11 protein-coding genes and 4 pseudogenes are annotated in these 13,879 nt (G+C 64.9%); 7 read left to right on the forward strand and 8 right to left on the reverse strand.

Annotated features, from left to right (window positions below; translation table 11 throughout):
- Nucleotides 1–40 precede the first annotated feature (40 nt).
- Complete coding sequence (locus RN629_RS14485; protein ID WP_407035852.1) at nt 41–1,153, forward strand: arabinan endo-1,5-alpha-L-arabinosidase; 1,113 nt, start codon at nt 41–43, stop codon at nt 1,151–1,153.
- Nucleotides 1,154–1,215: 62 nt separating this feature from the next.
- Here RN629_RS14485 and RN629_RS14490 read toward each other — a convergent pair whose 3' ends face one another.
- Nucleotides 1,216–2,733: an MFS transporter gene (locus tag RN629_RS14490; protein ID WP_407035853.1), complete on the reverse strand. Its 1,518-nt coding sequence runs from the start codon at nt 2,731–2,733 to the stop codon at nt 1,216–1,218.
- A gap of 171 nt (nt 2,734–2,904) precedes the next feature.
- Here RN629_RS14490 and RN629_RS14495 point away from each other — a divergent pair, with 171 nt between their 5' ends.
- The 3 genes from RN629_RS14495 (at nt 2,905) to RN629_RS14505 (ending at nt 5,935) form a co-directional block, all read left to right on the forward strand.
- Nucleotides 2,905–3,786 carry a LysR family transcriptional regulator gene (locus RN629_RS14495; protein WP_407035854.1) on the forward strand — a complete coding sequence of 294 codons (882 nt, stop codon included), beginning with the start codon at nt 2,905–2,907 and terminating at the stop codon, nt 3,784–3,786.
- Nucleotides 3,787–4,009: 223 nt separating this feature from the next.
- Nucleotides 4,010–5,401: an NAD-dependent succinate-semialdehyde dehydrogenase gene (locus RN629_RS14500; protein ID WP_407035855.1), complete on the forward strand. Its 1,392-nt coding sequence runs from the start codon at nt 4,010–4,012 to the stop codon at nt 5,399–5,401.
- 126 nt (nt 5,402–5,527) lie between these two features.
- Nucleotides 5,528–5,935, forward strand: a complete 408-nt coding sequence (locus tag RN629_RS14505) for a DUF4186 domain-containing protein (RefSeq protein WP_407035856.1) — start codon at nt 5,528–5,530, stop codon at nt 5,933–5,935.
- Between the two features lie 69 nt (nt 5,936–6,004).
- Here the strand turns inward: RN629_RS14505 and RN629_RS14510 are convergent, their stop codons facing one another.
- From RN629_RS14510 to RN629_RS14525, 4 genes are read right to left on the reverse strand one after another with little or no spacing between them, the layout of a single operon-like run.
- The gene (locus RN629_RS14510) at nt 6,005–7,396 is read right to left on the reverse strand and encodes an NAD-dependent succinate-semialdehyde dehydrogenase (protein ID WP_407035857.1); all 1,392 of its coding nucleotides are present in this window, start codon (nt 7,394–7,396) and stop codon (nt 6,005–6,007) included.
- A gap of 55 nt (nt 7,397–7,451) precedes the next feature.
- Nucleotides 7,452–8,867: an NAD(P)(+) transhydrogenase (Re/Si-specific) subunit beta gene (locus RN629_RS14515; RefSeq protein ID WP_407035858.1), complete on the reverse strand. Its 1,416-nt coding sequence runs from the start codon at nt 8,865–8,867 to the stop codon at nt 7,452–7,454.
- Nucleotide 8,868: 1 nt separating this feature from the next.
- On the reverse strand, nt 8,869–9,177 hold the full coding sequence (locus RN629_RS14520; RefSeq protein ID WP_407035859.1) for an NAD(P) transhydrogenase subunit alpha: 309 nt from the start codon (nt 9,175–9,177) through the stop codon (nt 8,869–8,871).
- On the reverse strand, nt 9,174–10,328 hold the full coding sequence (locus tag RN629_RS14525; protein WP_407035860.1) for an NAD(P) transhydrogenase subunit alpha: 1,155 nt from the start codon (nt 10,326–10,328) through the stop codon (nt 9,174–9,176). The genes RN629_RS14520 and RN629_RS14525 overlap by 4 nt, the downstream gene beginning before the upstream one ends.
- Nucleotides 10,329–10,627: 299 nt before the next feature.
- Between RN629_RS14525 and RN629_RS14530 the strand changes: the two are divergent.
- Nucleotides 10,628–10,999 (forward strand): annotated as a pseudogene (locus RN629_RS14530) (IS481 family transposase); the annotation flags it as partial.
- 55 nt (nt 11,000–11,054) lie between these two features.
- Here RN629_RS14530 and RN629_RS14535 read toward each other — a convergent pair.
- The 3 genes and pseudogenes from RN629_RS14535 to RN629_RS14545 form a co-directional block, all read right to left on the reverse strand.
- Nucleotides 11,055–11,210 (reverse strand): annotated as a pseudogene (locus tag RN629_RS14535) (integrase core domain-containing protein); the annotation flags it as partial.
- 91 nt (nt 11,211–11,301) lie between these two features.
- Nucleotides 11,302–11,508 (reverse strand): annotated as a pseudogene (locus tag RN629_RS14540) (IS701 family transposase); the annotation flags it as partial.
- A gap of 371 nt (nt 11,509–11,879) precedes the next feature.
- A complete protein-coding gene (locus tag RN629_RS14545) occupies nt 11,880–12,305 on the reverse strand; it encodes a hypothetical protein (protein ID WP_407035861.1) in 426 nt (141 codons plus the stop codon).
- A gap of 393 nt (nt 12,306–12,698) precedes the next feature.
- On the opposite strand from RN629_RS14545, the pseudogene RN629_RS14550 reads away from it, so the two are divergent.
- A pseudogene (locus tag RN629_RS14550) lies at nt 12,699–13,295 on the forward strand (helix-turn-helix domain-containing protein); the annotation flags it as partial.
- 261 nt (nt 13,296–13,556) lie between these two features.
- The coding region (locus tag RN629_RS14560; RefSeq protein ID WP_407035862.1) for a transposase at nt 13,557–13,879 on the forward strand (323 nt) is incomplete at its 3' end.

A 13,879-nucleotide genomic window follows, 5' to 3' on the forward strand; every position in this document is an offset into this window, starting at 1 on the left:
TCGATGGGCCCGCCCGCACATGTTGGGAAGGAAATCGCTCGTGAAGCGCATTTCGCCGATCCTGTTGCTGCTCGTCGCCTCGTCCTGCGGATCGGGCGATGGCGATCTGTCGTCCTCGCCCGCCATTTCGACCGTGCCGGGGCCGACGCCGACCGCCTCGCCCTCACCCTCGCCCTCTCCGTCACCGTCACCGTCACCCAGCGCCACGGCGACGCCGACCGGCGGCCCGCTCGCGCTGACCGGCAATGTCAGCGCGGCGCATGATCCCGCGATCCTGAAGGACGGCGACACCTATTATCTGTTCACCACCGGCAATGCGGGCGACACCGAGGGGCTGCTGGCGCTGCGCACCTCGACCGATCTCAGGGACTGGACGCTGCGCGGCGGCAGCTACCTGTCGCTGCCCGCCTGGGCGAAGACCGCCGTGCCGGGTGCCACGGGCATGTGGGCGCCCGATATCTCCAAGGTGAACGGCCAGTACCGGCTCTATTACGCGATCTCGACCTTCGGAAAGAACCAGTCGGCGATCGGCCTGGCCACCGCGACCCGGATCGATCCGAGCGCGCCGGCCGCCAATTGGGTCGACCAGGGGCCGGTGATCCAGTCGCAGACCAGCGACGATTTCAACGCGATCGATCCGATGGCCTTCACCGACGCACAGGGGCGCGACTGGATGGTCTTTGGCAGCTATTGGTCCGGGATCAAGCTGATCCGCCTTGACCCGACGACCGGCCTGCGGCTGGCGGGCGATGCGGCCCCGCGTGCCCTGGCCGAGCGCCCCGCCCCCGATGCGGCCGAGGGCCCGTACATCATCCGGCACGACAATTATTATTATCTGTTCCTGTCGTTCGACGCCTGCTGCCAGGGGGCGAAGAGCACCTATTACACCGTGGTCGGCCGCGCCTCCGCGCCCGACGGCCCCTATGTCGATCGCGATGGCAAGGCGATGCTGAAGGGCGGCGGCACCGTGGTCCTGACCAACGGCCAGGGCGATGGCAGCCGCTTCGTCGGCCGTGGCGGCGTCGAGGTGCTGCAACAGGCGGATGGCGACTATCTCGTCTATCACGCCTATGACACGCAGCGGAACGGCATTCCCACGCTGCAGGTCCAGCGGCTGGGCTGGACGAGCGACGGCTGGCCCGTGGCGCAATAGGCGTATCGCCCGCCGCCGATCCATGGGCCGCCATGGCTGGAGGGCGGGTCCGGCGCCCGCCATCAATGCGCGCCCCGGCCGGAATGCGGGGCCGGGTGGCGTCCGAACAGGGTGAAACTGGCCAGGGCGAGCCCCCATGCGCACAGCGCGCCATAGAGCGTGACCCGGCCGATGCCGTGCGCCAGCGCCGCGCGGGCCACCGCCACCGGCACGCCATGCGCCTGGCTGGCGGCGAGGTTCCCGGCGGAGACCATGTCCGCCAGCGCAGGGCGCGCGGCGGCGGCCAGATCCGGCAGGGCGTGCGGGAGATAGCCCGCGACGCTGCTCGACAGGATCAGGCCCATCAGCGCGATATTGACCGAAAGCGAGATCATCCGGGCGCTCATGTCCATGCCCGACGCCATGCCGCCGCGTTCCGGCGGCAACGCCGCCGTGGCCGTGTTGGTGACCGGCGTGTTGGTCAGGCCAAGGCCGATCCCCGCTAGGACGCAGCCGGGCAGCAGCGTCATCCAGCTCGCATGGCCGCTGGTGATCGCCAGCATCAGCAGGATGAACCCGGTGCCGATCGTGAACAGCCCGAGCGGGATGACCAGTCGCGGCCCCCGCGCGAGCAACAGGCGCTCGGCCAGCGGCGGGACGACGATCGTCGGGAGCGTATAGGCCAGCACCGTCATCCCGGCCGCGATCGCGTCATAGCCCAGCACCGCCTGAAGATAGATCGGCAGGTAGATGACGAACGGCCAGAAGCTGAAGTTCATGCCGCTCGACCCGAGGATCGCGCCGGAGAAGCGGCGGACGCGAAAGGCGCGGAAGTCGAACATCGGCCGCGCCGCGCGGGTCTCGACGACGACGAACAGCGCGAAACTGGCCAGGCTGACCGCCAGGACGGTCATGGCGAACGGGCTGGTCAGCCCGATCCGCTGCCCCTGGGTGATGAGATAGACGATGCCGAACACCGCCAGCGACAGCGTCGCCATCCCCGCCACGTCGATGCGCGTGGCCTGCGGGTCGACGGATTCCTCGACGCCCTTCCGTGCGAAGACGATGGTCACCGCCGCGATCACGACATGGATGAGGAAAACCCAGTGCCAGCTGGTCAGCGTGATGATCGCGCCGACGACCGGGCCGAAGCCCAGGCCGATGCCGAAGACGATGCCCCACCAGCCGAACGCCTTGCCGCGCTCCGCGCCGTCCCGGAACTGATGCGAGAGGATGGCGACCTGGCAGGCGAGCATCGCCGCCGCGCTCGTCCCCTGGAGAAAACGGGCCGCAATCAGCAGCGGCGCGCTGGTCGCCAGACCGCAGATCAGCGAGGCGACGGCAAAGACCGTGACGCCGGTCAGGAACACCCGTTTCCGGCCGAACCGGTCGCCCAAGGTCCCCATCGCCATCAGCACGGAGCACATCGCGATCGTATAGGCGTTCATGATCCATTGAAGCTGCTGGAAATCCGCCGAAAGCACCTTTTCAAGCGTCGGCAGGATCGACGGAATGCTCGTGATCTCCAGCCCCAGCATCAAGGCCGAGAGGCATATGGCGATCAGCGCGAGTCTGTTGTGGGATGGTGGTTGCGTGCTCATGGTTCGGCGTTGCTCTTTCCCAGTGCCAGGCGGATCGCATGCCGGAGGGAAGGCCAGGACGTGACGATGCGGCGCTGCACATTGGCGTTGGTGACGCGGATCCATCTGGCAGCCGCTTGACCATCCATCAATCCAATGACAGGATATTACAGTGACAACAAATTAGGATGAATGCTGATCATGCTCGAGGTCGATGCCGTACGCGCGTTCGTGATGATCGCCGACCTGCGCAGCTTCACCCGCGCGGCGGAGGCACTCGGTTCGACGCAAGGCGCGGTCAGCGTGAAGCTCAAGCGCCTTGAGGAGCGGCTCGGGAAACGGCTGATCGAACGCACCCCCCGGCAGGTCCGCCTCTCGGCGCTGGGCGAGACCTTCCTGCCGCCGGCGCGCGAGTTCCTGGCCGCGCATGAGCGGGCGCTGGCCGCGCTGACGGCGGAACGGCGGCGGTTCCGGCTCGGCATCGCCGCCCATATCATGGGCCCCGAAGTGCCGACGCTGCTCGCGAAACTGAAGACGCTCGACCCCTGCCTGACGGTCGAGGTCATGATCGACAATTCGCGCACGTTGCTCGATGCCTATCAGGAGGGCGCGCTCGATGTCGTCATCGCGCGCAGCGATGACGACCGGCGCGACGGCGAAGTCCTCGGCCCGGAGCATTTCGGCTGGTACGCGTCGGCCGATTTCGAGCATCATGCGGGCGAACCGCTGCCGCTCGCCAGCCACCCGTCATGCTGTGCGGTGCGCGAGGTGGCGACGCGGTTGCTGGACGGCGCGGCGATCCCCTGGACCGAGGTCTTCATCGGCGGCACCTCGGCGGTCACCGCCGCGCTGTCCGCCGGCCTGGCGGTCGCGGCCTTTCCCTGCCGACTGGCGACGCCGGACATGATCGAGGTCAGCCAGGCGCTCGGCCTGCCGCCCATTCCGTCGCTCTCGATCCTGCTGCATTCGTCGCTGACCGACACCAAGACGCGGGAAACGCTACGCGCCATCACCGCCGCCTTCAGCGAGCATCGGAAATCGAGCAACCGGCAGATCAGCCTTGCCAGGGCTTGAAGGGCGTCCGCCCGGTCCAAATGACGGAGTCCGACGCGGAAATCGCCATTCTACCACCCCATAGAATACCCAAAGTGGAATGGTCGCAATGATACTTTGGTCTTATGTATTCCTTTGATCCGGCTGTGGCAGCAGCGCCGGGCAGACCCTATGTCCGGGTGCATGCACCCGTCCCGATTCTCGGGCGGGCGGGCTGTCTGCGTCATGAAGGAAGGTCCATCCCATGCCATTCGCAACCACCAATCCCTATACCGGCGAAGTCCTGAAAACTTTCCCGTCCGCCAGCGACGCGGAAATCCTGGCCGCGATCGACGAGGCGGACAAGGCTTTCAAGCAGTGGCGTGAGACCAGCTTTGCCGAGCGGGCCAAAGTGATGCAGGCCGCCGCCGACATTCTGCGCCGCGATGTCGAGACCTATGCCCCGATCCTGACGCTGGAAATGGGCAAGCTGATCGCCGAGGCGCGCGCCGAGGTCGAATTGTCAGCCGCGATCTTCGAATATTATGCCAAGAATGCGGAAGCGCTGCTCCAGCCCGAAAAGCTGCCGGTCAGCGATCCCGCCGAGGGCGAGGCCATGCTGGTGTGCGATCCGCTGGGCGTGCTGCTCGCGATCGAGCCGTGGAATTTCCCTTATTACCAGATCGCGCGCATCATCGCGCCGCAGCTTTCGGCGGGCAACACCATCCTGCTCAAGCATGCCGCGAACGTCCCGCAGAGCGCGCAGGCGTTTGAAAAGCTGATGGCCGAGGCCGGCCTGCCGGCGGGTGCGTTCATCAATCTGTTCGCCGAGCATGACAAGGTCGAGCTGATCCTGAACGATCCGCGCGTCCACGGCGTGGCGTTGACCGGATCGGAAGCCGCCGGTGCCGCCGTCGCCGCCACCGCAGGCAAGGCGCTGAAGAAGTCCACCATGGAACTGGGCGGCGCGGATGCCTTCATCGTGCTGAACGACGCCGACCTCGAAAAGACGGTGAAATGGGCCGTTTTCGGCCGCCACTGGAACGGGGGCCAGGTCTGCGTCTCGTCCAAGCGGATGATCGTCGCCGACGAGATCTATGACGAATTTCTGGAGCGCTATACGCAGGGCGTCGCCGAACTGCGCATGGGCGACCCGTTCGATCCGGCGACCACGCTGGCGCCGCTGTCGTCGCAACGCGCCGCCGATGGCCTCAAGGAGCAGATCCGCAAGGCCGTCGAGCATGGCGCCACCGCGCAGGAAGTCGGCCCCGAGGCACCCAACCACGGGGCGTTCGTCCGCCCGACGATCCTCACCGATATCGGCGAGGACAATCCCGCCCGCTATTGGGAATTCTTCGGCCCCGTCTCGATGATCTTCCGCGCGAAGGATGAGGAAGACGCGATCCGCATCGCCAATGATTCGCCCTTCGGCCTTGGCGGCTCGGTCTTCACGCGCGACGAGAAGCGTGGCGTGGCCGTCGCCCGCAAGGTGTCGACCGGCATGGTGTTCGTGAACCACCCGACGATGGTGAAGGCCGACCTGCCGTTCGGCGGCCTGCGGCGTTCGGGCTATGGCCGCGAGCTGCTCGGCCTGGGGCTCAAGGAGTTCGTCAATCACAAGCTAATCGACGTCGTCGACATCGACGCCGCTTTCTGACGATCTCCGGCGCGGGGCGCTGTCGGGCTGATCCGGCGGCGTCCCGTGGCTGCGCGGCGAAGGGGCGCTCCGGGAGGATCCGGGGTGCCCCTTCCCGTATCTGTCCGCCGCGGGAAACAATGGAGGATGATCGTGCCATCGGCCGAGCCCCCGGATGATCGGAACGCGCCACATCGCCCCATGCTGGACCAGCGGCTGGCCAGCCTGGCGCGGTCCCGTTTCCGCGCCCGTTTCCATCTGGGCGAGCGCGAGCGCGCCTATGCGATCGCCAGGGGACTGTCCGTCATTGAAGACCATGCGCATGGTTTCGTGGCGGACCGGCTGGCCGCATTCCAGCCGCGCAACGATGGCCGGCAAACCCCGATGCGCGGGCATCCGGTATTCATCGCCCAGCATGCCACGGCCACCTGCTGCCGCGCCTGCCTGGCAAAATGGCACCGGATTCCCGACGACCGGGCGATGACGCAGGAGGAGCGATCCTTCACCGTCGCGCTCATCATGGCCTGGATCGCGCGCGAAACGACCAGCGACTAAAGGGCCCCGAAACGCGCATGACGGCCGGAGGGTTTTGCCCCCCGGCCGCCACCGCGAACCCTCGCAGCGTCAGAAATGCGTGTCGATATCGACCACATCGATCAGCTTGTGGTTCACGAATTCCTTGAGCCCCAGGCCCAGCAATTCGCGGCCATAGCCGGACCGGCGAATGCCGCCGAACGGCAGGTCCGCCTCAACCTTGGTCGGATGGTTGACGAAGACCATGCCGGTCGAAATTCGCCTGGCCACCTCAAGCCCGTGTTTTTCGTTCGACGTGAACACCGAGCCGCCGAGGCCGAACGGGGAATCGTTGGCGATGCGCACGGCATCATCCTCGTCCTTCGCACGGAACAGCATCGAGACGGGGCCGAAGAATTCCCAATGGCGGGCCGGATTCTGGTCATCCAGCCCGGTCAGGATGGTCGGCTGCACAAAGGCGCCCTGGTTGGGGACCGGCGGGCCGACCTCTTCTGCCTTGGCACCATGGCCGACGGCCTTGCGGATCTGCTCCTTGATGTCGTCCGCCGCCTTTTGCGACGACAGAGGCGCCAGCGTCGTCGCGGCATCGAAGGGATCGCCCGCGACCAACGCCGCGACGCCTTTGCGATAGCCTTCGAGGAAGGCGTCATAGACCTCGTCGACGACGATCATCCGCTTGGACGAGACACAGACCTGGCCCCCGTTCCAGTGCCGGCCGAAGACCGCCCAATCGATGGTCTTCTTCAGGTCCGCATCGGCCAGCACGATGAAGGCGTCGGCCCCGCCCAGTTCCATCGTCGATTTCTTCAGCGCCTTGCCCGCCTCGGCCGCGACGACCGACCCCGCCGCCTCGGACCCGGTCAGCGCCACGCCCTGGACGCGGGGATCGTTGATGATCAGGTTGATCTGGTCGCGCGTCGCATAGAGGTTCTTGAAACACCCTTCGGGCAGCCCGGCATCGGCCATCAGCGTCTCGAACGCCGCCGCGCTCTGCGGCACGTTGGAGGCATGCTTCAGGATGAGCGTGTTGCCGGCCGACAGTTGCGGCGCGAGGATGCGGGCGATCTGGTAATAGGGAAAATTCCACGGCTCGATCGCCAGCAATACGCCGAGTGGCTCGCACACCAGGACCGCATCGCCCTCGGCCGGGTCCAGGACCGGGAGCTTTTCGGGCTGCAGCAGCGCCTCGGCATTGCGGACATAATATTCGAAGATCTTGGCCGACAGTTCGACTTCGGCTTTCGCCTCGGCGAAGAGCTTGCCCATTTCGAGCGTCAGCAGCTTCGCGAAGGCGTCGGCGTCACGGCGCAGGATATCGGCCGCATTTTGCAGGATGCGGCCGCGTTCCGCAAAGGACGTCCTGCGCCAGGCCGCGAACGCCGCATCGGCCTTGTCGAGCGCGGTCCGGACCTGCGCGTCCGTCGCGTCGGGAAAGCTGGCGACCGCCTCGCCGGTATATGGATTGATCGTTGCATAGGCCATGGTCATTCTCCTTCGTGAATGGTGGCTGGATTGTGGGTGCTGGAGGGGGGAAGGGTCAGGCGCCCAGATCCTTGACGGCCTGGATCATGCTGGTCATCACGGCCTGGGCATCGCCATAGACCATGCTGCAATTCTCCTGGAAGAAGAGCAGGTTCTCGACGCCGGAATAGCCTTTGCCCTGGCCGCGCTTGACGACATAGACCTGGCGGGCCTGATCGGCATTGAGGATCGGCATGCCATAGATTGGCGAGGACTTGTCGGTCCGGGCCGCCGGATTGACGACATCGTTCGCGCCGATGACCAGGGCGACATCGGTGTTGGCGAATGTCGCGTTGATATCGTCCATGTCGAAGATGATGTCATAGGGAACGCCCGCTTCCGCCAGCAGCACGTTCATATGGCCCGGCATGCGCCCCGCGACCGGGTGGATCGCGAATTTGACGTCGACCCCGGCGGTCTGGAGCAGCTTGACGAATTCATAGAGCTTCTGCTGCGCCTGCGCGACGGCGAGGCCATAGCCGGGGATGATGATGACACTCGACGCATAGCGCATGTTGATGGCGGCGTCCGACGCGTCGGTGGATTTCATCTCACCCTTCACATCCTCGCCACCGCCGCCGGACACGTCGCCGAAGTTCGAGAAGAGCACATTGACCAGCGAGCGGTTCATGGCCTTGGCCATCAGCACGGTGAGCAGCGTGCCCGCCGACCCCACCACCATGCCGGCGATCATCAGCGCCGGATTCTGGAGCGCGAAACCCTCCAGCCCGACCGCGAGCCCGGTAAAGGCGTTGTAGAGCGAGATGACGACCGGCATGTCGGCCCCGCCGATCGGCAGCGTCATCATGATGCCGAACGCCAGCGCGCCGAGGAAGAACAGGATGGCCAGCGAAACGCCGTCCGCCGTGCCGTGCAGCACGACCGCGGCGATGCCGAGCAGCACCGTGGCCGCGAACACCACGCCGTTGACCAGGCGCTGGCCGCCGAACCGCCACGGCTTCTTGATCTTTCCGTCGAGCTTCGCCCAGGCGATGATCGAGCCGGTGAGCGACACCGAGCCGATCAGCGCGCCGATCACGGTGACAGCCAGTGCGAGCGATGCGCCGCGTCCGGTGCCGGACAGCTCGACCGCCGCGATGGCCGCCGCCGCGCCGCCGCCCATGCCGTTATAGAGCGCGACCATCTGCGGCATCGCGGTCATCGCGACCTTGCTACCGCGCCACCACGCCCAGCCGCCGCCTAGGACGAGCGCGATGAGCGCCAGCGCGACATTCGTTCCGAGCTCCGCGTTCCCGGCCTGCACCAGGTCGAAGACCACGAGGAAGCTGGCCGCGACCGCCACCACCATGCCGACACCCGCCGCGACGATGCCCGATAGCGCGGTGGCCGGGGAGGACATGCGTTTCAGGCCGAAGATGAACAGACCCGCGGCAAGCAGGCCGCTCAGGCCCATGATGTGCTGCGCAACCATGTTACTTGTCCTTCCTGTCGCTGGTCTTGAACATCGCGAGCATCCTGTCGGTGACGACATAGCCGCCCGCCGCGTTCGCCGCCCCGAGCATGACGCCGAGAAAGCCGACGATCTGGGCGAAGGGCGTGGTGGCGTTGAGCAGCGCATGCAGCGCGCCGACGACGACGATGCCATGGATGAAGTTGGACCCCGACATCAGCGGCGTGTGCAGGATCGAGGGAACCCGGCTGATCACCTCATAGCCGGTGAATGCCGCCAGCATGAAGATATAGAGCGCGATCAGCCATGTCATGGACGTGTCGATGGTCATTGCGAAGGCCCTTCACCGATGGAGGAGGCGTCCTCGACGGCCTTGCGCGCCGCCGCGTTACGGATTTCGCCCGCGTGGGTCAGCACGGTTCCGGCGACGACCTCGTCGTCGAAATCGAGCACGATGGCGCCGTCCTTCACGATGAGCGTCAGGAGATTGAGGATGTTCTTGGCGTAAAGCTCGCTGGCATCCTGCGCGAGTGCGGCGGGGACGTTCAGCGGCCCGAGGATCGTCGCCGGGCCGACCGTCACCGTCTCGCCCGGCCTGGTGCCGGCACAGTTACCGCCACCCTCGGCCCCCAGGTCGACGATGACCGATCCGGGCTTCATCGCCGCGACCTGGTCGGCCTCGATCAGGATCGGCGCCTTGCGGCCGGGCACCGCCGCGGTCGTGACGATCATGTCCGCCTCGGCGATATGCTGCGAGAGAATCTGGCGGACCTTCGCCTTTTCCTCGATGGTCAGTTCGCGGGCATAGCCCCCCTCGCCGCGCGCATCGATGCCGGTGTCGACGAATTTCGCGCCCAGCGAGCGTGCCTGTTCGGCGGTCTCCGGGCGAACGTCATAACCCTCGCAGATCGCGCCCAGCCGGTGCGCGGTGGCCAGCGCCGAAAGACCGGCGACGCCAAGGCCCATGACCAGCACCTTGGCGGCCCGCAACGAGCCGACGGCGGTCGTCATCATCGGCAGGATGCGCGGCATGTGCACCGCGCCCAGCAGCGGCGCATAATAGCCGGCTAGCGCCGCCTGGCTCGACAGGGCGTCCATCGACTGCGCCCGGCTGATGCGCGGGATGAGTTCCATCGCGAAGCTGGTGACCTTCGCGTCGCGCAGCGCCGCGACCAGGCCGGTATTCGCCTGACCATAGACGAAGGACACCAGCAGCGCGCCGGGCTTCATCGCCTTGACCGTTTCGATCGGCGGGGGCTGCACCGCCACGACGATGTCGGCATCCGCGACCAGCGGCTCGACCGTGTCGGCAAAGGAGGCGTCCTTGTACGCCGCATCGGCGAAGGTGGCGGCGACCCCCGCATTCCGTTCCAGCATGATCGCCGCGCCGAGATGCGCCAGCCGGCCAAGGATGACCGGCACCACCGCGACACGCGTCTCGCCGGACAGGGATTCTTTCAGGACTGCAATCTTGATCGCCATGAGGGACTCCGTGGCAACAGAGCCCGCCTTCGCGGCCGGCTCGCGAGACAGGATTAGGCAGGGCGCCCGAGGACGGACATTGACGAGGGTCAAATAACGCCCGGTGCCGTGCCTTTATATAATATTCGATTTATCGGTTTTCCCTGGGGAAACCGGGTGGGCGACCACTGAAGCCGACCGGAGCCTAGGCATTTGATCCCACGGTTTGATGGTGCGATCCTTTCGTTGGAACGGAAGGAAGCCTTACGGGACAGGTACGTCATGGGTGCGCCACGACCACGCACGCCGTCCGAGCAGCAATACAGCGATCGCAGGCCTCGCTCTCGGCGTTGAGCCGGAAGTTGGGGATCAACCCGAAGACGGTCGCCAAGTGGCGGAAGAGAACGACGGTCGAGGATTTGAAGACCCGGCCGAAGGCCCCTCATTCCACCACCCTGCCCGAGGCCGAGAAGGCAATGGTTGTGGCGTTCCGTCGACACACGTTGCTGCCGCTCGATGACTGTCTTCATGCCTTGCAACCATCGATCCCGCACCTGACGCGCTCAGCGCTGCACCGATGCCGGCAGCGACACGGCATCTCACGCCTGCCAGATATCGAAGGTGACAAGCCAAAGCGTCAGCGCTTCAAACGCTACCCGATCGGTTTCTGCCATATCGATATTGCAGAGGTGGTTCGGTTTGTCTGCACAGGCTCGCGGGTCGGATAGGTGGATTGCCGCTGGTTGATCATGCCGCTGCGAGGAGCGGCTGGTTGAAGTATATCTGGTCGGGCGTGCGACCGCCAAGCACGGAATGCGGTCTGACGGCATTGTAGAACGCCATGTAGCGGCCGATGCCGGCGCGGGCCTCGGGGATCGAGGCGTAGGCGTTGAGGTAGACCTCCTAGCACTACTTTGGCAGAAGTTCGGGACGCGGTGATGATAGCGCCGTTCCGCAATTCGGACAGTGTCGCGGCGGCGGGCGTAACAGACGATCAAGGATGGCCTGACGGACAGCCGGGAGGGTCGGCTGAGGTGGCGGGCCCGAGACTCTTTTTTTTCCGTCCCGCCTGGGCGAGCCTTCGTGTCTGGAGGAAGGCATAGGCGATCATTGTCATAAGCGCATGGCGATGCAGCCCGGTCCAGGAGCGACCTTCGAAATGGTCGAGACCAAGTTCCTCCTTGAGTTGCTGGTGCGCCTGGCCTCCAGCGCGACCTTCGCCTTGCACTCCGCCGAATAGCGCTTTCGCTTCGTCATAAAGAGGATCCCTCGTCAGTCGTCAGAGCTTAACGACTGGTCCGAAATCCTGCGACCACCTCTCCGCTGATTATGCCAACCACTTGGTCGTGCTGAAGCGCTGTTGAAGCGCACCGGCTACGGAGCGTCGATAGGCCAGTCGGGCACCGGGTAAGGTCAAGATTGTATCTCGACCGCACTGCTGCTTTGCCAAAGCACCAGGTGAGATCCGGAAAAGCGCGGCGGGCCGGCGCGAACGATCTTGCCTTCTCCCGCGCCGGTCCGCCCCCTCCTGCCGCTTATCCGTTCGGCAGGAGAGGATCGTGGCTTCAGATGCTATTGGCGAATGAGCTGGAAGACCTGCGTCGGGGTGCCCTGGTTCCGCTGAAGGACCAACTTGCCGCCGACCTTGGTGACGGTGTTGGCGCCGTTGCCGGCGGCAATGATCGACCATCCCGTCGAGTTTTTGTGAAGGATCCACTTCGACGGTTTGGCCTTGGGATCGCCAGTCTGCGTCCAGCCCACAGGGGCCCCGACATCCGGCTTCTGAACGGTCAGAAAATTATTGGACTGAGTCTTGAGCAGGTAGATACCATCCTTGTTCGCGTCTTCGCCCTGCTTGATCAGGGTGTAGATGGGCTTGCCACCGCCAGGAAAATCCTTGATCTCCACTTTGGCATTGTTCTCGAATTCGGCAGCCGCGGCGACACCAGAAACCGCGACACCTACCGCAACGAGTGCGCCGAAAATGAATTTACTCATATTATCCTCCTGAACTAACTTGATATGCTGCCATCCGTGACGGTCTGAAACAGATACTCCTAAACTCGATCGATGCAGCCATAACAATGCTGCAATAGAAAATTCGAAAGGTCAAATTCATACTGCCAGGTAAAAATCATGAACGATTATAACCTGACGGTTCTCAATGATTATTTATCATTTTTCCAAGCAATTGGGTGGCTATAGCGTTTTTCACACGAACTAAATCGGAAAGGGTGCCCTTCGCAGCGCTGATGTGATTCAGGCTATCTGCTGGTGGCAGGAGGCCAGCATGGATGGCACGAACGCTTTCACAGGACCTAGTGGGTTGATCGGAACGAAAGCGTCTGGTTTCAGGATTCCCAAAGATGGAGTGGCGTGCGACGTTGCGGCATGCGCAGCGGAATCAGTATTTCCGTCACGGCCTCGGACAGGGCTCGGCTTGAGGCGATTGTCGCAGCTCGCGGTTCACCGCAGAAGCATGTCTGGCGAGCCCGGATCATCCTGCTGACCGACGAGGAGTTGGGCACCGCCGCGATCATGGCGGCGACCGGCAAGTCGAAGACCTGCGTGTGGAGGTGGCAGGAGCGTTTCATGGCCGACGGCGTCGACGGCCTGCTGCGCGACAAGACCCGGCCGCCCGGCATTGCGCCGCTGGAAGCCAGGTTGGTTGACAAGGTCGTGGCGCTGACGCTGGAGCCGCCCGCTCAGGAGGCGACACATTGGACGGTGCGCGCGATGGCCAGAGCTGTCGGCATTGCCGCTTCAACGGTGGTGAAGATCTGGCACGATCACGGTCTGGCGCCGCACCGGTGGCGCAGCTTCAAGCTGTCCAACGACAAGGCTTTTGCTGAAAAGCTGCACGATGTGGTCGGGCTCTATGTCTCGCCGCCCGCCCACGCCATCGTGCTGTCGGTCGACGAAAAAAGCCAGATCCAGGCGCTTGACCTTGTAGAGCCGGCACGGTGCCTTGCGATCGGGAACGGTGGTGACGCAGGATTTGCCGCGCCGACACCGGCCAGCCCCATCACCTTCATCAGCCGCTCGCCCGTGCATTTGGCGATGGTGACGCCCTCGCGCAGAAGTTGCCGCCAGTTAGCGTCCGCGGTCGTGGTGTAATTTCCCGGTGTAGATGATGGTGTATGCCGGGGTGGGGCCGAGGCCCCACCCCGGCGTCGGCGTCACGGTGGCCACCGGGCTCATCGGATATGGTGGAGTTTGCAGACTTCAACCTGACCCGAGGAATTCCCGATGACCGAGGACAGACTACCGCTTGCCGAACTGATGGCGAAGACCGGAGACGGCGATTTCCTGCGCAGCGTTGCCGAGAGCGTGCTGCAGATCATCATGGAGGCCGATGTTGACGGCCTGATCGGCGCCGGCCGGCATGAACGATCCGGCGAGCGCAGTACGTGGCGCAACGGCTATCGCGACCGGGCGCTCGACGCCCGGCTGGGTACGCTCAACCTGAAGATCCCCAAGCTGCGGACCGGCGCGTACTTCCCCGGCTTTCTCGAACCCCGCAAGACCGTCGAAAAGGCGCTGGTCAGCGTCATCCAGGAAGCCTGGATCGC

The sequence above is a fragment of the Facivitalis istanbulensis genome (assembly GCF_040560405.1).
GTDB classification, from domain to species: Bacteria; Pseudomonadota; Alphaproteobacteria; order Sphingomonadales; family Sphingomonadaceae; genus Sphingomonas; species Sphingomonas istanbulensis.

Bases quoted from the DNA above. Each gene is read 5' to 3' on its own strand.
- RN629_RS14490 (WP_407035853.1), bottom strand. From the start codon at position 2,733: ATGAGCACGCAACCACCATCCCACAACAGACTCGCGCTGATCGCCATA.
- RN629_RS14495 (WP_407035854.1), top strand. From the start codon at position 2,905: ATGCTGATCATGCTCGAGGTCGATGCCGTACGCGCGTTCGTGATGATC.
- RN629_RS14500 (WP_407035855.1), top strand. From the start codon at position 4,010: ATGCCATTCGCAACCACCAATCCCTATACCGGCGAAGTCCTGAAAACT.
- RN629_RS14505 (WP_407035856.1), top strand. From the start codon at position 5,528: ATGATCGTGCCATCGGCCGAGCCCCCGGATGATCGGAACGCGCCACAT.
- RN629_RS14510 (WP_407035857.1), bottom strand. From the start codon at position 7,396: ATGGCCTATGCAACGATCAATCCATATACCGGCGAGGCGGTCGCCAGC.
- RN629_RS14515 (WP_407035858.1), bottom strand. From the start codon at position 8,867: ATGGTTGCGCAGCACATCATGGGCCTGAGCGGCCTGCTTGCCGCGGGT.
- RN629_RS14520 (WP_407035859.1), bottom strand. From the start codon at position 9,177: ATGACCATCGACACGTCCATGACATGGCTGATCGCGCTCTATATCTTC.
- RN629_RS14525 (WP_407035860.1), bottom strand. From the start codon at position 10,328: ATGGCGATCAAGATTGCAGTCCTGAAAGAATCCCTGTCCGGCGAGACG.
- RN629_RS14545 (WP_407035861.1), bottom strand. From the start codon at position 12,305: ATGAGTAAATTCATTTTCGGCGCACTCGTTGCGGTAGGTGTCGCGGTT.